The 17,594-nt window shown below is 43.0% G+C and carries 20 protein-coding genes and 1 pseudogene; 4 read left to right on the top strand and 17 right to left on the bottom strand.

The window, feature by feature from the left end; all coding sequences use genetic code 11:
* Positions 1-257: 257 nt before the first annotated feature.
* From J2Z20_RS14755 to J2Z20_RS18165, 6 genes are all read right to left on the bottom strand, one after another.
* A complete protein-coding gene (locus J2Z20_RS14755) occupies positions 258-998 on the bottom strand; it encodes a hypothetical protein (protein WP_209851938.1) in 741 nt (246 codons plus the stop codon).
* A gap of 25 nt (positions 999-1,023) precedes the next feature.
* Positions 1,024-1,977, bottom strand: coding sequence for a hypothetical protein (locus J2Z20_RS14750; RefSeq protein WP_209851935.1), 954 nt, complete (start codon positions 1,975-1,977; stop codon positions 1,024-1,026).
* On the bottom strand, positions 1,974-2,870 hold the full coding sequence (locus J2Z20_RS14745; protein ID WP_209851932.1) for an FxLYD domain-containing protein: 897 nt from the start codon (positions 2,868-2,870) through the stop codon (positions 1,974-1,976). Before J2Z20_RS14745 ends, J2Z20_RS14750 begins: the two co-directional genes overlap by 4 nt.
* A gap of 264 nt (positions 2,871-3,134) precedes the next feature.
* The gene (locus tag J2Z20_RS14740) at positions 3,135-4,154 is read right to left on the bottom strand and encodes an LLM class flavin-dependent oxidoreductase (RefSeq protein WP_209851929.1); all 1,020 of its coding nucleotides are present in this window, start codon (positions 4,152-4,154) and stop codon (positions 3,135-3,137) included.
* A gap of 186 nt (positions 4,155-4,340) precedes the next feature.
* Positions 4,341-4,661 (bottom strand): ArsR/SmtB family transcription factor, encoded by a 321-nt coding sequence (locus J2Z20_RS14735; RefSeq protein ID WP_209852031.1) that lies wholly within the window; start codon positions 4,659-4,661, stop codon positions 4,341-4,343.
* A gap of 338 nt (positions 4,662-4,999) precedes the next feature.
* On the bottom strand, positions 5,000-5,134 hold the full coding sequence (locus tag J2Z20_RS18165) for a hypothetical protein (RefSeq protein ID WP_280921770.1): 135 nt from the start codon (positions 5,132-5,134) through the stop codon (positions 5,000-5,002).
* Between the two features lie 259 nt (positions 5,135-5,393).
* Here J2Z20_RS18165 and J2Z20_RS14730 point away from each other — a divergent pair, with 259 nt between their 5' ends.
* Entirely contained in the window at positions 5,394-6,371 is a 978-nt protein-coding gene (locus tag J2Z20_RS14730; RefSeq protein ID WP_209851926.1) for an aldo/keto reductase, read from the top strand.
* 59 nt (positions 6,372-6,430) lie between these two features.
* Here the strand turns inward: J2Z20_RS14730 and J2Z20_RS14725 are convergent, their stop codons facing one another.
* From J2Z20_RS14725 to J2Z20_RS14685, 9 genes are all read right to left on the bottom strand, one after another.
* Positions 6,431-7,489 (bottom strand): ATP-binding protein, encoded by a 1,059-nt coding sequence (locus tag J2Z20_RS14725; protein ID WP_209851923.1) that lies wholly within the window; start codon positions 7,487-7,489, stop codon positions 6,431-6,433.
* A 168-nt stretch (positions 7,490-7,657) separates the two neighbouring features.
* Complete coding sequence (locus J2Z20_RS14720; RefSeq protein WP_209851920.1) at positions 7,658-7,843, bottom strand: hypothetical protein; 186 nt, start codon at positions 7,841-7,843, stop codon at positions 7,658-7,660.
* A gap of 92 nt (positions 7,844-7,935) precedes the next feature.
* Complete coding sequence (gene wrbA / locus J2Z20_RS14715) at positions 7,936-8,562, bottom strand: NAD(P)H:quinone oxidoreductase (RefSeq protein ID WP_209851917.1); 627 nt, start codon at positions 8,560-8,562, stop codon at positions 7,936-7,938.
* A 33-nt stretch (positions 8,563-8,595) separates the two neighbouring features.
* On the bottom strand, positions 8,596-9,369 hold the full coding sequence (locus J2Z20_RS14710; protein WP_209851914.1) for an SDR family NAD(P)-dependent oxidoreductase: 774 nt from the start codon (positions 9,367-9,369) through the stop codon (positions 8,596-8,598).
* On the bottom strand, positions 9,336-10,736 hold the full coding sequence (locus J2Z20_RS14705; RefSeq protein ID WP_209851910.1) for an MFS transporter: 1,401 nt from the start codon (positions 10,734-10,736) through the stop codon (positions 9,336-9,338). Before J2Z20_RS14705 ends, J2Z20_RS14710 begins: the two co-directional genes overlap by 34 nt.
* A gap of 69 nt (positions 10,737-10,805) precedes the next feature.
* A complete protein-coding gene (locus tag J2Z20_RS14700; protein WP_209851907.1) occupies positions 10,806-11,270 on the bottom strand; it encodes a VOC family protein in 465 nt (154 codons plus the stop codon).
* Positions 11,271-11,484: 214 nt separating this feature from the next.
* Positions 11,485-11,913 carry a MarR family winged helix-turn-helix transcriptional regulator gene (locus tag J2Z20_RS14695; RefSeq protein WP_209851904.1) on the bottom strand — a complete coding sequence of 143 codons (429 nt, stop codon included), beginning with the start codon at positions 11,911-11,913 and terminating at the stop codon, positions 11,485-11,487.
* A gap of 142 nt (positions 11,914-12,055) precedes the next feature.
* Positions 12,056-12,712 (bottom strand): response regulator, encoded by a 657-nt coding sequence (locus J2Z20_RS14690; RefSeq protein ID WP_209851901.1) that lies wholly within the window; start codon positions 12,710-12,712, stop codon positions 12,056-12,058.
* A 26-nt stretch (positions 12,713-12,738) separates the two neighbouring features.
* Complete coding sequence (locus J2Z20_RS14685; RefSeq protein ID WP_209851898.1) at positions 12,739-14,382, bottom strand: GAF domain-containing sensor histidine kinase; 1,644 nt, start codon at positions 14,380-14,382, stop codon at positions 12,739-12,741.
* Positions 14,383-14,632: 250 nt separating this feature from the next.
* Here J2Z20_RS14685 and J2Z20_RS14680 point away from each other — a divergent pair, with 250 nt between their 5' ends.
* Genes J2Z20_RS14680 through J2Z20_RS14670 form a run of 3 tightly spaced genes read left to right on the top strand, consistent with a single transcriptional unit; the run spans position 14,633 to position 16,690 of the window.
* Positions 14,633-15,208: an NADPH-dependent FMN reductase gene (locus tag J2Z20_RS14680; RefSeq protein ID WP_209851895.1), complete on the top strand. Its 576-nt coding sequence runs from the start codon at positions 14,633-14,635 to the stop codon at positions 15,206-15,208.
* A gap of 1 nt (position 15,209) precedes the next feature.
* A complete protein-coding gene (locus tag J2Z20_RS14675) occupies positions 15,210-16,481 on the top strand; it encodes an MFS transporter (protein ID WP_245252412.1) in 1,272 nt (423 codons plus the stop codon).
* 59 nt (positions 16,482-16,540) lie between these two features.
* A complete protein-coding gene (locus J2Z20_RS14670) occupies positions 16,541-16,690 on the top strand; it encodes a hypothetical protein (RefSeq protein WP_209851892.1) in 150 nt (49 codons plus the stop codon).
* Between the two features lie 147 nt (positions 16,691-16,837).
* Here the strand turns inward: J2Z20_RS14670 and J2Z20_RS18070 are convergent, their stop codons facing one another.
* Positions 16,838-17,140 (bottom strand): excalibur calcium-binding domain-containing protein, encoded by a 303-nt coding sequence (locus J2Z20_RS18070; protein ID WP_245252422.1) that lies wholly within the window; start codon positions 17,138-17,140, stop codon positions 16,838-16,840.
* Positions 17,129-17,434 (bottom strand): annotated as a pseudogene (locus tag J2Z20_RS18065) (NucA/NucB deoxyribonuclease domain-containing protein); the annotation flags it as partial. The pseudogene J2Z20_RS18065 and the gene J2Z20_RS18070, both read right to left, overlap by 12 nt.
* Between the last annotated feature and the right edge of the window lie 160 nt (positions 17,435-17,594).

Here is a 17,594-nt window from a genome sequence, read left to right as displayed (position 1 = left end):
CAAATTATAACGGGTGCCTTCCATACGCTGTACTGCAAATCGTCACTTTGTTCATATGACTTTTGTCATATGTATTCGCTCCTTGACTTAGTTTAGACGGTTCCTACTTAAGTCAAAACAGTCCACAGGCTGGTTTTCGACCTAGACTTAAGGCGGAGTCATTTACCATTATTTGGTCGGATACAAAAAAAGAACCCTTGGGTAAGGGTTCTTCAAGAAATATATAAGTTGTTATTTCTCACCACTCGGCTTGAAACTTAAAGTTCAATCAGTTTACCGTCTTTATAATGATAATAATGGGGCTCCTCATTAAGCTTTCCGGTTTCAAGCATAGCAGTTCCACCTTCGCTTAATAATTTCGCATACTCATTACCCGTTGCTTCGGCGACATCACATCTTTCAATAATCCCATTACGTTCACGGAAGATATTAATATTAGGCTCATTCAAATGGACACCCTGAAAGGCAGTTACCAATTCATCTTTGCCGTCACCATCTAAATCAACGAATGTTGGTTTACCTAAAGCTAATATAGAAAGCAGCCGGCCTTTAGCTGGGTCGTAGCCAATTAGATTCATTTCGGTATAAGGAGTTCCTATGCTGCCCATAATCATAAGTCCCTGCTCACCAAACTTTTTATTAATCTGCTCTGCTTCTACATCATCGAGGCCATAGGAACTGCTGACATCTCCAAGCTCATACAGCAAGCCTTGATTCTGAATAAACGCATATACACTTCCAGTATGATATGGTTTTCGGTTATTCGCATCCACATATAGATGAACTTGCAACTTGCCGAATGCAATACTTTTAACCTTAATCCAATCCTTTTGGGGTTGTCCACTTTTCAATTCATTGATAAGAGCCGGGGAAAAATTTAAATCAATTACCTTAGCAGATGCTGTATTCGGTTTTGGATGTTCACTATCATTAACTTGCGAAGTACAACCACTTAAAAATATAAAAGCCATAAGGAACACAAACATAATTTTATTCAAATGATCCACCTTCATTCTACGCAGCTCACTTTGCACCAAGCGGCGAATTTGACATCCATTTTACTGAACTTCTCGCATTTGTTCCAAACAGACGGGATGCCCATTTACTTGTATCATATCCGGTGTCTGCTTTTAACCAATGCCGATATTCTATTTTGTTGCCATAACTGTCAGTTTTCCAATAAGTAAGAAATGGCAACGGAACCGGTTCAAGTGTAGATGATCCGTTCAATGGATTGTAGTACCAAGACCCTTTATATCCTTGGGCGAGTGCAGGATTATATTTGTAACATGGCCAAGTAACCCTAGGATTAGAGACATTATAGCAATGCTTGCTAACCAGTCCGCCTCCCCTAGAAACGGTATGATCGCGTGTAATGTTGAGTGTATCTGTAGGACTATAATAGATAGATTGATACACTTTCTCGCACACTTCTTGATGATATCCGCATGCGTACCACGGCTTCCATGCAGCCTTTCTTTTGTCTGCAGCTGTTCCTGAAGCACTCTTATATAATCTAGCCATTTCAGATGCTACTACAGCAGCTGATGTATTGGTGAGTACTGCATTATGAAAGCTCATATCTGCGCCAAGTCCAACTGAATCTAACTGCCATATTCCCACTCCTGCACTCCAATGTGCACGTACATATTTATATGCCCCGCTAACTACCCCATCTGCCCATAGCTTCTTGCCATTAGAACTACTCACATCTGCACGGCCAATAGCCATTGGAGATGGAGTATAGTTAAGATGATTTCCTGTTACTTCAGGCCAGGTTACCGCCATGATGATCGCAGCGAAACTATTTCGAGTGGTTCCCGTCCCTTTATAGTTGGCAGTTGCAGCCGATAACACATCATCTGTAGGAACGTCACCGAATTTGGCTCCTGCATAGGCAGGGGTATAGTTTATCAATGAAGTCATCACAAAGATTACAACAAATATGCTAGTTAACCAAGTAGTTTTGTTTTTCATTTTGCAATCACCCACAATGTATATGGAATTTGACTAAGCATCGGGGCAATTTTACTGTTGTTCACAACGATGTTGTTAAAAGTGGCTGAGCCGTCAACCCCTACTCCATTCTTAAAAGCAGAATCTAATGATGCTGTCCCGATCCATACAACCTTTCCTGTCTCATCCAGCCATGCTGCAACAAGCTGAGCTGTTTTTATAGGTCCGCTCAAATTATCAAAGGATGTTGCTAATACATATGGATAAGGCGGATCATTCCGTTTAAACCCTCTATAATCTTGTTGTCCATATGCAAGTTCATAGTCCACCATAATATTGGCTTCCCTGGATATATTGTCCTGAGCAGCAGTCGGTTTAGTAATCCACTGCACGGACGCTACTTTAGAAACTGGAATCGATGAAGTCATCTCAAAGGGTGCTGGTTCTCCCGGACGAATTTTGGTGACGATCGATTTCGTTGACACGGTTCCAAGCAAAGTTCCTTTGCTGGATATGAGCTTGGCTTCTATTGTAACCGCGCCTATGTTGCTCGTTGTTTCATTTCGAACTAACCCTTTTACCGCCCAATTTCCCGATTTTGAAACATTAAGCGAATTGCTCAGCACAATAACAGATTTACCATTTACCTGCGTGGCATAATTGGGTCCAACAAATCCTTTTAACGTTCTAACGGCTGTATCTTGTCCGGAATCGTCCATCTTTCCACTCGGGGATGTACTTGGATCGAAGTCCTCTTTCTTCAAGTGTTTGTGTATTTCCCATATTTCAGGCTTGTTAGGCAAATCGACTTTTACTTTATTAGACTTTGCAGACTCTGCATACGATATTGAAGCGACCGATATAACTGCAATAACTAGAAGTGCAACAACTTTCATTTTTCGGATAAAATCCATACGATATTTCTCTCCTTTCTGGCTGATGACTAAAGACTTCCAAGGAGCCTTTAAATAATCGTGGATCGTATCTTCCGCTATGTAAAATCATTAAAAGACGGTCTCTGTACATGATAGGTGAACAAAATATGAACCACAATCCTTAAATAATGGAAAAATTTCTTCGTACTGTCATTTCGAAACCAAAATAGAGGTGTAGTTGCCAGGGCATCAATTCGCCCTAGCACTACACCTCTGTACATAGAATGAGTTCTTGTTTTATTGTTATTTCGTAATTTCAGACACAATTTCATAAGAATGAAGACGTGCCTTATGATCAAAAATTTGAGAGATAACCATAATCTCATCCGCCTGCGTTTCATCTAAAAATTTCTGAAGTTTAGCTTTAACGGTCGCAGGACTGCCAACAATGGAAGAGCCGAGCTGCTGCTGCAGAGCTTCTTTTTCATATCTCGTGATCAATTGATCAATGTTGTCCACTGGCGGCTGAAGGGGCACTTCGTTACCGCGGATCAAGTTCAGAAATTGTTGCTGCAGCGTTGTATAGAGACGCGTTGCTTCCTCGTCAGTATCCGCAGCAATTACGTTAACCCCGACCATAGCATACGGCTTATCAAGCGTATCTGAAGGCTCAAAGGAACTGCGGTATAATCCCAAAGCAGGTATCGTGTAACCAGGCGAGAAATGGCTCGCAAAAGCAAATGGCAGACCAAGCCGGGCTGACAGCTCTGCGCTGAAACCGCTCGAGCCGAGCAGCCAGATTGGAATGTTCAATCCTTCACCCGGAATGGCTCTAACATGGTTTCTTCTTGGCGCTAATTCAGGATTAAAGTAAGCTCTTAGTTCAGCCAATTGTTCAGGGAAATCATCTCCATTACTGTAATCACGTCTCAGAGCGTGTGCAGTACGCTGATCAGTCCCGGGCGCACGGCCAAGACCAAGATCGATACGCCCTGGGAACAGCGACTCCAAAGTCCCGAATTGCTCAGCAATCACGAGCGGAGAATGGTTAGGCAACATGATGCCTCCTGAACCGACCCGGATTTTAGAAGTGCCTGCTGCCACATGACCTATGACGACAGATGTCGCAGAACTCGCAATGAAAGGCATATTATGGTGCTCTGCAATCCAGTACCGATTGTAGCCTAACTTTTCAGCAAGTCTTGCGAGCTCTAGCGTGTTTTTAAAAGACTCGGACGGATTGCCGCCTTCGACAATCGGAGAAAGATCGAGTACCGAGAACGGAATATCACTAAGTAGTTTTCCTTTTTTATTGTCAGACATATGTTCATCTTCTTTCTTTATAGTTGTAAATTATTTTGCGGCGTCAGCAAAAATTTCATAAGAATCTCGATACCTTCCAGCGCCTCCATCATGTTGCTTGCAGCAAAGTGGCCCGCAAAAGAAACCGGCATGGATGCTGCTTCCTCTTGCGACCCGAACGGGATGACCTAAGTCCTTCTTACCTGTTTATAGCCTTTCACGAATGTATTGCTCAAATTGTCTAATCGTTTCTTCATTGCGGCGATAGTATGTCCATTGACCTATTCTTTTCGTTTCTAATAAGCCGCTTTGCTGCAAAATCGCTAAATATTGAGAAGTTGTCGACTGGGAAATTCCCGTTTTGCTCCGAATATCACTCACACAAATTCCACCTTCAAACCCTTCTTCCTTGACGATATGTGCTTGTGTTCCGAAATGAACATTTGGATTTTTTAACATTTGGAGAATATTTACTCTCGTTTGATTCGAAAGTGCCTTAAAGATCTCGACCGCTTGCTCATCAGTCATCCCTTGTAATTGCTGATTCAATATACCTTCCCCTATCTATTTATAGTTAACATATCGAGTATTCCCAATTTAGCGATATTTAAATTGCAGTGTCATTTTTCGCAGGCAGTATTTTTAGATATCGAGAAATTTCGATATCTCTATATTATTCTTTTTAGAGCTTAATGTAAAAGGAATGATTTGTATTTGACTTAATTGAACGGATGACTCGCTCTTCATGCTGCATGCACTAATAAGAAAACATGTGGCTAATACTATGGAAAATATCAACATGCCGGTTAGTCAACTGCTATAAAGTGATCAAAAAGCACCCCAAATTGCAGGGTGCTTTTTGTCATCTAGCTTTTATAATCTCTCATCGGCTCCGGGTCTTTAGGCGCTAAAATATTTTTTACCTGCTCGAACCATTCATTATTTTTGTCTTGTGCAGCGGTGTCATCCATCGTTTCATTTAGTTCTGTCTCATCAGCCATCATGCACGCCACCATCCTTTTTGTACACAGCAAGTTCGTTCATCGATGGCTTTAGTGTTTCCAAAAATCTGTTTTTAAACCCTAGATCTTTCCTTTTCCCCGATAGTGGCTTATTTTTTATTCACTTAATACATCGCCTTTGAGTTGAGATGAACAAAATGCTATATTTTGCTAATTAGGAAAATATTATAAAATTGAAGCATTCATTATGACTCATTTTCTAAGTCAAAACATTTTTCACGGAACGGGAGGATGAAACATGAAGTACACTTATTTAGGGAAATCGGGATTAAAGGTAAGCCAGTTATGTCTAGGAACGATGAATTTCGGGCCTGAAACGGAAGAAAAAGAAGCATTTAAAATTATGGATGCTGCTTTAGATGCGGGGGTCAATTTTTTTGACACCGCTAACGTATATGGCGGAGAGACAAGACGCGGTTGGACAGAAGAAATTATAGGTCGTTGGTTCAAGCAAGGCGGAGGCCGTAGAGAAAAGGTAGTCCTCGCTACGAAAGTGTATGGTGACATGAACGATTCTAATGATGGACCTAACGCAGAGCGCGGTTTATCGGCTTACAAAATTCGCCGTCACCTCGAGGCTTCACTTCAGCGTCTTCAAACAGACCATATTGAGCTGTATCAGATGCACCACATCGACCGTAACGTGTCATGGGATGAACTATGGGGAGTGTTTGAATCCTTTGTGAATAAAGGCTCAGTTGGATACATAGGGTCCAGCAATTTTGCAGGGTGGCACATCGCCGTCGCCCAAGGAGAAGCGAAAGCTAGACATTTTCTAGGTCTCATTTCCGAGCAGCATTTGTATAACTTACTTGCAAGACTGCCAGAGTTAGAGGTGCTGCCCGCTGCTCAGGCTCTTGGTCTAGGTGTTATTCCGTGGAGCCCGCTGGCCGGAGGACTTCTTGGTCGAAACGCTTTAGCTGGTTCTGGCGCTCGAAGCGCACGCTCATCTGAGCGAATTGAGAAGCACCGGAGTCAACTTGAGCAGTTCTCTGCTCTATGCCGAGAAATCGGTGAGAAAGAAGACGTCATTGCTTTGGCATGGGTTCTATCGCATCCTGCTGTCAGCGCTCCAATTATTGGACCGCGAACACTCGATCAGCTGCGGGATTCGCTAAGAGTTCCTGAGGTCCAGCTGGGCGAAGATACGCTGAAGAGATTAGATGAAATATTCCCAGGACCCGGTAAACCAGCACCTGAAGCTTATGCTTGGTGAGTAAAAGTTAGATTGTTAAAAGGCTGCTGAAACAAACTGTTTCGGGAGCCTTTTATTCTTTACTCTTCAGAGGATAAAGTGATAACGAACTTTGTCCCTTCTCCTTCTATACTATCAACATTGATCGTTCCATTATGATTTCTAATGATTTGGCTGACACCTGTCAAACCTATTCCTGTCCCTTCTTTTTTGGTCGTAAAGAAAGGATCATATATTTTCCCGATATTCTCCGCTGAAATTCCAATTCCGTTATCTTCGATCGTGATGGTAACTGCTTTATCTAACTGGTCTAAAGAAATAAGTATCGTGGCATTATCTTTATTTGATGCTTCAATCGCGTTACGGATAAAGTTAATAAAAACTTGCTTTAATTGGTCACTGTCTACTGTAGCCATTATATTTTCGCAGAAGATACACCGTTCAATCACCACATTTGATAAAATGGCTTGTCCTTGCATAAAATCGATAGTTTCATTCAACAATTGCGTAATCGAAATTTTCTGCTTGTTCGTCTCTGTAGGTGTAGATAATCTCATAAAATCGCTGACTAGCTTGCTAATGCTTTTCAATTCATTTAACACATACTCAAGATATTGCTTCTGCTTCTGCTCATCGATCGAGTTTTGCTGAAGTAACTGAATAAAACCGATCGCTGCAGTCAGTGGATTCCTAATTTCGTGAGCGATTCCGGCTGCCAATAGTCCCGATACCGCTTGTTTTTCAAGAGTTACCAGCTTCTGCTCTTCAATCTTTCGATCTGTAATATCACGTAAAATGCAAACGAGACCTTGTATAAGACCATTTCCGGTGAAAATTATCTTCGTATCTATAATTAAATATACAAGATTCCCTTTTATATTGACCAAACGCTCCAAGCCATGAACCTCTTGACCTGAGTTCAAAGATTCGATGACAACGGAAGTTGACCTGTCAATAGCGAAGACATCCGAAAATTTTCTACCAATAGCATCTTGCTCATCAATGTAATATACCTTATCTCTTGCTGCTTTATTGATCGCTAATATATTTTCATCGCTATCTAAATAAATAAGCAAATTGTTTGAATTCTCAGAAAACAACTTGTAGAAATCAGATTGTTCTTCCGGAAATACATTCATAGACCGACCCCCAAGAAGAATATTTTTCCAAATTTATTTTTTCAACAAAATTTCCCTTTTTCCTTCTTCGTTCAATTTGAAATAATCTCCGCGAATCCTACATGTAAAATTATTCTATTTCGATTGTTCTCTTTCATTTAAGGTCAATTTATCGAAGTGATTGAATGGTTAGACGATTCGGGTACGATCGTGGAAAGAGCGGATTCGGTACTTAAGCTGTTCCGTTATATGGTCAACGGTCAGACTGGAACCGTCTCCGGACATGTGCCAAGAAGCGCCTGGAAAATTACTTTCTTCGTGTTGTTCTGTATGGCTGTGGCCTTCGGAGCTTTCTACTGGATTAGTGTAATTCATTCGTCATCTCCCTAGTATCAGGCTCCAAGACTATGCAATGATAAAAGGCTGCCGAATTTTATCGGCAACCTTTTATTTACCTTAGTCATTTTTCAATACTCAGGTTGTACTTGCTTGCCGTTTTTCACCCAGCCAGCAACGGCGACCGTACGATTTGCTTGATGAATAACCGCGCCCCTCACATCCTCTTTCATATTCCCCTCACGGTCTACAGTGACGCTTGTTCCGTATGGATTGCCTCCCGCTGCGAATAGCGACTGATCTGTGTACCCTGGTGATACGACAATTGCACCCCAGTGATACATCGTTGTATATAGCGAGAGTATCGTCGCTTCATGACCGCCATGCAGGTTGCTTGCGCTAGTCATCGCGCTGACCACCTTATTCGCCAATTTCCCTTGAAACCATAGTCTGCCTGTAGTATCTAAGAACTGTTTCATCTGACCAGGCAGGTTGCCAAAACGAGTTGGACTGCTAAAGATAATGGCATCCGCCCATTCGAGGTCCTCTAGTGAAGCAGTTGGAACGTCTTTCGTTGCTTCCAAGTGAGCCTTCCATGCAGGATTAGACTGAATTGCAGCTTCTGGAGCGAGTTCAGGAACCTTCAATATTTTAACGTCTGCACCAGCTTGTATTGCACCTTCAGCGGCCCACTCAGCCATTTTATAATTCGTACCGGTTGAACTGTAATAAATCACTGCGAGTTTTACATTATTCATATTCTTATACCCTCACTTTGTTTTTTTTAATTTTCACGCCAATTGCCCAATGTGGCCGCCTGTCACTCGTATAACTTCACCGTTTATGAAACGATTCGCTGCCGATCCTAAATAAACAACCGCGTTTCCAATATCTTCTGGAGCACCTAATCTTCCTGCCGGATGGTTTTCAATTAATCCCTTAATAAACTCTTTGGGAAAATGTCTTAATGCTCTCTCTGTTAATGTGAAGCCTGGGACTACAACGTTTGAATAAATATTGTTGCGGGCAAATTCCAGCGATAAGGTTCGACTTAAGCCGTGTAAAGAAGCCTTCATTGCTGCATAGGCTGAAGCACCTGCCATTCCATCAAGAGCAATATCAGAAGAAATATGCACGATTCTTCCCCAAGGTTGCTTCTGCATTAGCGGCAGGACTTCTTTAGTAATAAGATAGGTGCCTTTCAGGTTAATGTCGAACATACTCATCCAATCATCATCCGGGTAGTCAATCAAATTATTCATTCCTTGTCTGCTCGGCCAACTTACTGCGTTATTCACTAACACTGAAATATGACCATAGCGCCTGGATACTTTATTTACCGTTTCCTGAATTGAGGCCCGATTAGAGAAGTCCATTTGAACGGCGGCAGCCTGACCTCCATTATCCTCAATCTTTTTAACGGTATTATGAGCTCCCTGAACATCAGTTCTATACGTGATAACAACATAAGCCTTTTCTTTACCGAATTGAGTCGCGATGGCTTCTCCGATTCCATTTGACCCTCCAGTAACTAAGACGATCTTTTCCGTAAGTCCCAAATCCATTTTCTTGTCCTCCCATCTTTATTTAGGTATCCCACAGAAGAAATCCAAGCAACGAATTGAACAACAATTAGAGCATAGACAACGGTTCGCATTGCACCAATAGAAGAGGCCATCCCTGGGGTCCAAAATACCGTAGCTATAGTAGGCCCTAAAGCAAAACCTAGATTTCTTGCCATATTAGATATCGCACTGCTCATTCCAACAAACTCATGCGGGGTTGCACTCATGATCGCTACATTTGTAGGTGTCGTAAACATCCCAGAACCAAATCCAATGAAAAATAAATGCCACATCACAGTCCCTATCGTCCAATGGGAGTTGAGCGGTGTGTATAAGAACAGTCCTACTATCCCGATGAAAGCCCCAATCCCCGAGGAGAGTTTAGTGCCTAATTTATCTGTGATTAGACCGCTTAACTGAGCGGCAATGGCCATACCAAGTGAGTAGAACAGAATGACCAATCCAATTTGTGATGGTGACATTCCTATTTTGTATTGAAGGAAAAACGGATTTAGAAACCCAAGACCCGCACCCACTATTGAAGTTGAGAGGATCCCAAGAAGCGGCATCGTAAACGTTGTCTGCTTCATGAGAGGAACAGGGATCATAGGTGATTGAACCTTCCTCTCGATCAGGAGGAAAGCGGTAAATAAAATTGCAGATAATATGAACTCTTGCACTGTGCTGTATCCATGTATTGTTGAAGAGAGTCCTAATAAGAGAAAAAGTGAAGCAAATGCTAGGCTAAGAGAACCCCAAGTATCAAACCTTGTCTTTTTGTACTCGGAATCGACTGGCAACAATTTTTTCAGCAGCAAGAACGAAAGAATCCCGACCGGAATGTTTATGTAAAATACCGATCTCCAGCCCCATGCATCAATAAGGAATCCACCAACACTAGGTCCGATTAATCCCCCGAGCGGCCCTATAATACCGACAATCCCCATTGCTTTCCCTCGTTCATAGATTGGAAACATAACTGTAGCAACGGCAGCGATCGGGGCAGCGATAAAAGCACCTCCAATACCTTGAACAACTCTGTATACGATCATAAGTGCGAGTGATGATGCCGTGCCGCAAAGTATACTTCCAAGCAAGAAAATGCCGATTCCCGTTAAGAAAGCGATTTTTCTCCCAAACATATCTGACATACGTCCCGCTGCAACGATGACCGCCACTAGTGTTAACGTGTAGCTCAGAGCTACCCATTGAATATGTGCGGTTGATTTAAAACTCTCACCTAAGGTTGGCAATGCGACATTCACAATACTTGAATCCAGCGCAACCATGAAAATACCCAAGGCAGCAGCTGTTAGAGCCCACCAGCGCAGAGGATTATATTTTTCAATTCCTCTATCTGTCTGCATTTTTAATCACCCCACTACTTTATATTAGATAACTTAATTTTAGATATCTAAGTACTAATCAAAAAAATTTTATTCTTTCACTTTCAATTCGCTAAAATAAACAACTTCCTCCGGTTCAGATAAGTAGTTAGTGGGTAGATTACAAATGAGTTCCAGCTGATTTCCATCCGGATCTTCAAAATAGATTGATGCATTCAGTTGATGAGGCCTAGCCACTGGCTCAGTTGGTTTAAAATGTTCAAAAGGAATTGGTTGTATACCTTTTTCTCTAAGCCATTCCATTGCTTGCAATAAATCTTCAAAATCAATTTGAAATGCCAAGTGACGTCCGTGCCCTGGGAAAAACGAAGGATTGCGCTCCTCAGAGATCGCTTCTACAAGCCATAATCCTAGCCAGCTTCTTCTCTTCTCAATCCACATAAACACGACATCGGGATAAACGAATGCTTTTTCAAGCCCCAGACTACGGTAAAATTCAATTGCACGTTCCAGATCGGTAACAGGGAGATGCGCTTCATATAACCCTTTAATCATATACCTTCAGCTCCTTATTTTTAGATAACTTAAATTTAGATACCTAAGTATTTACTCAAAAAAATGCTCTATCATCTACTCGCCACCTTACAAGTTTTCTTCCATCAAGCTACATCCATATAATTAGCTATCTAATATTTTTATACCTAAGTTTTATTTCGATGTCAATCTAAAATTTTACAGGACTATTCCCACCACCTGCGCAAACATCCTGTTAAGCCTCAACATTGTCCATTAACCGTTTCAACCATGTAATAAAAATCGTCAATTCCTCTTCCGAGAACCCTTTTCTCATCAGCTCTTCCATTTCAAGCACAACTTCTGTGCAGACCTCTTGAAGCTGTTTGCCTTGTTCCGTTAAAAATAATCTTTTGACACGAGCGTCCTCATCAACCGATTTTCGAACAACCCATCCCTTAGACACCATACCGTCGACAATACTGGTTAGAGAAGGCGCCTTTATTCCTAACGTTTCTGCAAGTTCTTTTAGTGTCTGCCCGTCCCTATGCCATAATTGCGACAAGACGCTTACCTGTGATGTCGTCAATCCATAACGAGACAGTTTTTGGTCATGAATATTTATCATATTACGGGCTGCCCTTTTGATAATAGGTCCAAGCCAGCGATCATAAGGTATTGTCAATGTTGTGCACCTCGGTTTTATATATTTAGAAACCTAAGTATAGGATATCACAAACCTGCTTTATGTCAAATGTGATATAAGGTTACGATTGCCAAAAGCATCAGCAAGAAAAGACGAAGACGCTCTTGGCTCGAAAAATAACTCATTTAAGTCCATGCTTAATAGCATAAATGGCAGCCTGCGTACGGTCGGACAAACCAAGCTTGTCCAAAATATGACTGACATGTGTTTTAACTGTCTTCTCAGAAATATAAAGGATATCTCCGATTTCTTTATTGCTGTTGCCAGCAGAGATTAGCCGTAACACATCTAGTTCACGCTTGGTCAATTCCTCGAACCCGACAGCAGCGCCTTCACTTGGAGCGGTCGTTTCCTCTGGATGCGCAACCATGTCCATAAGCTGGCTTGCAGCTTCAGGATGCAGTTCAACTTGTCCTTGATATACCCGGCGGATCGAATGAACGAGCTCTTCGGGTTCGATGTCTTTCAACAGATAGCCTTTGGCTCCAGCACGAATGGCAGGCAATACATGATCCTGATCAGAGAACGAAGTGAGAACAATAACCTTCACTTCGGGATGAGACAGCTTAATACACTTCGTTGCTTCTATACCATTAAGAATTGGCATGTTAAGGTCCATTAGCACAACGTCGGGTAACAATGCGGCTGCCTTATCAACTGCTTCCTGCCCAGTTACCGCCTCGCCGACAAGTTCTATGTCCGATTGTGTCGCAAGAAAAACTTGAAGCCCTCTTCTTACAATAGCATGATCGTCAGCGAGCAATAATCTAATTTTCATCACTCATTCACCTCAAAGTAGTTCGCCTATAGAGGAATAACGACCTCTACGACCGTTCCATGATTGTACTCACTTGTAATCGTGAATTTGCCTCCCAGTGCTTCTGCCCGCTCGCGCATCGTGCTCATCCCAAATGATGCCCGAATACGTTCAGGAGATGGCTCCACGACACCTCTGCCGTGATCAATAACACGCAGCACCGCCTCTGTTTCGCTTAGTTCAAGCTCAACTATAGCTTCGGTAACTCCCGAATGCTTACAAACGTTGTTCAGCGCCTCTTGTCCAATCCGCCAGAGTCCCTCCTCAACAGAACGAGGAATGTCTCGTATGCCTTTGGACATCGGAATGACGCGCAGTCCAAATTTCTCTCCATATGTTTTGAGCGAAGTAACGAGACCCGCTTCGAGGCCTACAGGTCTAAGCTGCATAATGAGTGCGCGCATTTCCTTCAAGGCGCTCTGCGATAGAGACTTCATATCGCGTACAGCTGTAATGGCTGATTCCACATCATTCCCAGTTAGCAAAGTTTCAGTGCCTTTAGCCGTCATCGAAAGCGAGAACAACATTTGGGAGACCGAGTCATGCAAATCCCGCGCGAGCTTGTTACGCTCATCCCAGCGTGCAAGCTCACGATGATATTCCTCAATTCGGGCGCTCTCAAACGTAATGGCAACATGCTCCGCAAGCGCTTCAAGCACATCACCGTCCATACGCTTAAGATCTCCCGCTTTAATCCCCCCAATAACGATTACGTAAGTTGTCGCTCCGCTCATAGGCACTGGCACAGCATACGCGGACCGCAATTTCGGCATCGCCCCAACCTTCTCTTGCTGATCACTAGTCAACCCAGAGGCTTCTATCTCGCTAGCGGCCACTAAACGCCTCTCTCTAACGGACTTTTCCAGCCATTCGGCAGCAGGACCTGTCAAGCGGGAGCATGTTTTTCTGGTACTAGTTCCCGAGAATACAGAACGAATAATGAAGTCACTGTGTGCAGATTCGATAATTGCAGCATATGGCCAGTCAAAATGAGCACCTATTAACTCCATCACTCGCTGCGCTAATTGCAGCTGATCACTCTCACTCTCCGTACTCGTTCCCAGCATTCGGCTGAACTCGCCAAGCCGAGCGAATAAGTCCGCCCTGCGCTGCTCATCAGCGTATAACCGCATCCGTTCCATAGCACTGCCAATTTGGAATGCTACTGCCTGAAGCAGAGCAAGTTCCTCCTCTTCAAAATGCTCCTTGCCGGGAGCTGCGACATTGAGAATTCCAATTCGCCGATTGCCGGAACGAAGTGGAACCGTCGCATGATGCGTTATGCCATGGGTATCGCCTAAGTGATTCTCCACCGCATCCTCAAGCCGCTTGCAGTTTAAAATATTGACTGCATTTTTCAATTTTCCTTTTCTATATCTGTCCATACACCAGCACGTGCCGCAGCGCATCGGACGCTTATTATCGCTCATCAAAGCGGGGGGAAGACCATAGTCTGCTACACATTCATAATCTTGATCATCATCGATCAAGAAGATCCAACCCGCCTCAAGTTCGGTAAGTTCAAGTAATTTTTCCAGAACCGTACCCAGCATTGGAGTGAGCCTATTAGATTGATTTAATGTCTCAGCAATTGTTTTTAGTGTAATAAGCTCTTGAACACGCGGTTCCATGCTTATTTCATCTCCTCTTGGTCTATCACTCTCATAAAGAGATTAGGTCTGATTGGAAAAAAAATCAACATTTTCTTATATACATCGTTGTTATTGTTTTCACCGGATCTCATACCAAAGTCGTAGATAACTCATTCTTAAGCCGAATATTGTGCGCTCTCAAAATCATCCTTCTCTCTGACGCTAGATAATCGTGTATGCGTTAAGATAAACACATATAAAGAACAGCCATTGGAAGGGATTGAATCGAATGAACATCGTTATCATTACAGGAAGTAACCGCAGAGCATCCACAAGCACGAAATTAGCAGAATATATTAAGGAATATATAGTTAGAAGAGAATATCAGGTCAAGTTATTTGATTTATACCGAACTCCGCTGCCTTTCTATTCTCCGGACGAATCGTTCTATGACCATAAAGGTCTTGCAGAGCTGCAAAGCGCAATGAAAAAGGCAGACGCCATCGTTCTGGCATCACCAGAATACCACGGCGGTATGTCTGGGGTACTCAAAAATGCGCTTGATCACCTTGGTCAAACACACTTCAGCGGCAAACCTGTACTTTGCGTCAGTTCAGCTGGAGGCGCGGTTGGAGTCAGTTCACTGCAGCAAATGCAAGCTACTGTTCGTAACCTCCACGGAATCAATTGCCCGGAATGGCTATCCATCGGCGGTTCCCAGCGGCAGCGATTTGAGCTGGAGAATGCCGATTACGAGGATGGGAACGAGATAGAAGCCCGCATACGCAGAGTGGTTGACTCATTTTTGAGACTTGCTCAAATTGTCCGCGCCCGCTCCAACTTGGAAGCTGAGGTGTCATTATAACATGCAAATCACAAAAGCGATGAATATGAAATTATCTCAAACAATGAATAAATATCCGCGGGAATCGTGGTACTTTGTCTACGCCAGTTTCATAAATTCATTAGGAAACTCATTCATGTGGCCGCTCACAACACTATACGTCCATCACGAGTTTGGCCGCTCTTTCGGTGACGCAGGGCTCGTGCTTCTATGTCAGTCCGTTGCATCAATTATCGGTCAATCCGTAGGCGGATCGCTCTATTATCGCATCGGTGTAAAACGACTGATTGTAGGCTCGTTAATTTTAGGCGCAATTGCGCAAATTTCGCTAATCGGAATTTCGGAGTGGTTTCTATATATTTTTACGATGATGCTTATCGGTTTCTTCAACGCCCTGTCCATGCCAGCCATTCAAGCATATACGGGATTTCGCTGGAAAGAGCAGCGACGTGAACTATTCAACCTGATTTACGTTGGCAATAATATCGGAATGGCTATTGGGACTTCGATTGCAGGACTGCTCGCGAGCTTATTTGATTTCTCAATTAATTTCTTAATTAATGGGCTTACGACATTTGTCTTTGCTTGTTTCTTCTACTTTCATGTGAAGAAAGATCCTCAAGAAGAACAAGGACCCTTGCCACAGGTCAGTAAAGAGAAGCCGGTGTATCAACAAAGTACGTGGAAGCTTATATCAAATGTAAAGCTATACTTATTTATGGCAGCCGGGTCTATGCTCGTCTGGTTCTCCACATCGGTATGGAACTCAGGCATCGCTCCGTATCTTGATGAACACGGATTGGGAATGTCAGCCTACAGTTTCTTATGGACTGTGAACGGAATTATTATCTTTATCGGCCAGCCTGTGCTCGGGATTCTAAAACGAACTGTGACAAAAAGCCTGCCTGCGGATCTCGTCGCCAGCTCCATCTGTTATGCACTAGGTTTTGCACTCATCCTTCTATCACAGAATTACACCATAATGATAGCGGGTATGGTGATTACGACATTCGGGGAAATGCTGCTCGCACCAACGGTTCCTGCTTTTATTACGGAAAAATCCGGACTGAATTCTGCATTCTATCTAGGCATTGTAGGATCGATCGGATCGTTCGGACGTCTTATCGGCCCTTACATGTTAGGAACGTTGTACGACAACTACGGGGTCATCACTGTATTATCGATAGCAACTCTAGCACCTGTTATTGCGACTATGCTAAATGCCGTCCACGCTTCGTTCCACAGAGAATCTTATGCTGCAAAGGGTAACCCTTCAGCCTCTCGAAAGATATAGGACAATACAATGAAAATCCTAATAACGCAAGAGCTTTGGCTTCTTATGGGGTACTCCTTATGAAAGTTGGCGAGTGGAAACGTGGTACGGAAGTCATGTCAGAGGCTGAGCGATTAAGTCCTAACGATCCGGAAGTACTCAAACACCGCATTTATTATGACATTGTTCGAAGCTTTTCGAGAAGCGTATACAATGAATCCGATGAATAAAGGCCTTCTTCATTAAAGTTCGGAACGGATAACGAGAAGCCATTTTTGTAATGACGTAGAAGACTATCTTAGAAAATATGGTAAACGGTTATAAATCATTCAATAAATAATGGCAGTCGAGACTTTCTCGACTGCCTTATATCATTATTATTCACATGCTACGCCGTCACCATCACGATCCAGCTTACTGCTGTATCCAGGATCACCTTTATAAAGAGGAGCCTTCCCTGCCTCTCTTACAGCCGTACAATTTTTATAGTAGACGGACGAAGATGAATGGGAACTTGAAGACGACGATGAGCTTGTCGTGCTATTTGAGCTTGACGATTTTAAGGAGCTTGCCCCAGAACTAGAATGATGTACGGAAGTTGATTTGGGCGCAGATGAACTTGATGTGACTTTTTTGGCCTCAGATATGTTCGAGTTAGCCGATCCTGATATAACGAACAAGACTCTCGTGCCGTCCGAATAATTTTCCAGCTTATTGCTCACCCAAGAACCAGCACCCCGATTATCGGAAGGGGATATGTATGCAATATTTGCCCCGCTTCCACCTTCAGCACACATGGCCATCGGCCATTCGTCACGATCGTATCCTGACTTCGTTGGTATGCCTTTTAACGATTCCTCTCGGTGCTCGTCTGCATCTTTCCGATCAATTGTACAGACCGCCGATTCACCTTTTGCAATTGCATTCTTAATGTGAGTAGCCGTTTCAGGGTATTTGTCGGCTGGAAAGACGATTTTTAATTCGTACGATTTATCGCTGTTTTGTTCCTTACTCTGTTCCGTTTTTGTTGATGTTGGAGCAGGTGAAGTTGCTTTGGTTCCAGATACAGCTGCTGTTTCATTTTGCTCCGTCTTGTTAATTTCTGATTTTGTCTGAGCAGCTGGCTTCTGTTCC

The sequence above is a fragment of the Paenibacillus sediminis genome, from assembly GCF_017873765.1.
GTDB classification, from domain to species: domain Bacteria; phylum Bacillota; class Bacilli; order Paenibacillales; family Paenibacillaceae; genus Paenibacillus_AG; species Paenibacillus_AG sediminis.
This window is presented reverse-complemented; position numbering and strand designations above follow the sequence as displayed.

Coding starts and splice junctions, on each gene's coding strand:
- J2Z20_RS14750 (WP_209851935.1), bottom strand. CDS start 1,977: ATGAAAAACAAAACTACTTGGTTAACTAGCATATTTGTTGTAATCTTT.
- J2Z20_RS14745 (WP_209851932.1), bottom strand. CDS start 2,870: ATGGATTTTATCCGAAAAATGAAAGTTGTTGCACTTCTAGTTATTGCA.
- J2Z20_RS14740 (WP_209851929.1), bottom strand. CDS start 4,154: ATGTCTGACAATAAAAAAGGAAAACTACTTAGTGATATTCCGTTCTCG.
- J2Z20_RS14735 (WP_209852031.1), bottom strand. CDS start 4,661: ATGACTGATGAGCAAGCGGTCGAGATCTTTAAGGCACTTTCGAATCAA.
- J2Z20_RS18165 (WP_280921770.1), bottom strand. CDS start 5,134: ATGGCTGATGAGACAGAACTAAATGAAACGATGGATGACACCGCTGCA.
- J2Z20_RS14730 (WP_209851926.1), top strand. CDS start 5,394: ATGAAGTACACTTATTTAGGGAAATCGGGATTAAAGGTAAGCCAGTTA.
- J2Z20_RS14725 (WP_209851923.1), bottom strand. CDS start 7,489: ATGAATGTATTTCCGGAAGAACAATCTGATTTCTACAAGTTGTTTTCT.
- J2Z20_RS14720 (WP_209851920.1), bottom strand. CDS start 7,843: ATGAATTACACTAATCCAGTAGAAAGCTCCGAAGGCCACAGCCATACA.
- wrbA (WP_209851917.1), bottom strand. CDS start 8,562: ATGAATAATGTAAAACTCGCAGTGATTTATTACAGTTCAACCGGTACG.
- J2Z20_RS14710 (WP_209851914.1), bottom strand. CDS start 9,369: ATGGATTTGGGACTTACGGAAAAGATCGTCTTAGTTACTGGAGGGTCA.
- J2Z20_RS14705 (WP_209851910.1), bottom strand. CDS start 10,736: ATGCAGACAGATAGAGGAATTGAAAAATATAATCCTCTGCGCTGGTGG.
- J2Z20_RS14700 (WP_209851907.1), bottom strand. CDS start 11,270: ATGATTAAAGGGTTATATGAAGCGCATCTCCCTGTTACCGATCTGGAA.
- J2Z20_RS14690 (WP_209851901.1), bottom strand. CDS start 12,712: ATGAAAATTAGATTATTGCTCGCTGACGATCATGCTATTGTAAGAAGA.
- J2Z20_RS14685 (WP_209851898.1), bottom strand. CDS start 14,382: ATGGAACCGCGTGTTCAAGAGCTTATTACACTAAAAACAATTGCTGAG.
- J2Z20_RS14680 (WP_209851895.1), top strand. CDS start 14,633: ATGAACATCGTTATCATTACAGGAAGTAACCGCAGAGCATCCACAAGC.
- J2Z20_RS14675 (WP_245252412.1), top strand. CDS start 15,210: ATGCAAATCACAAAAGCGATGAATATGAAATTATCTCAAACAATGAAT.
- J2Z20_RS14670 (WP_209851892.1), top strand. CDS start 16,541: ATGAAAGTTGGCGAGTGGAAACGTGGTACGGAAGTCATGTCAGAGGCT.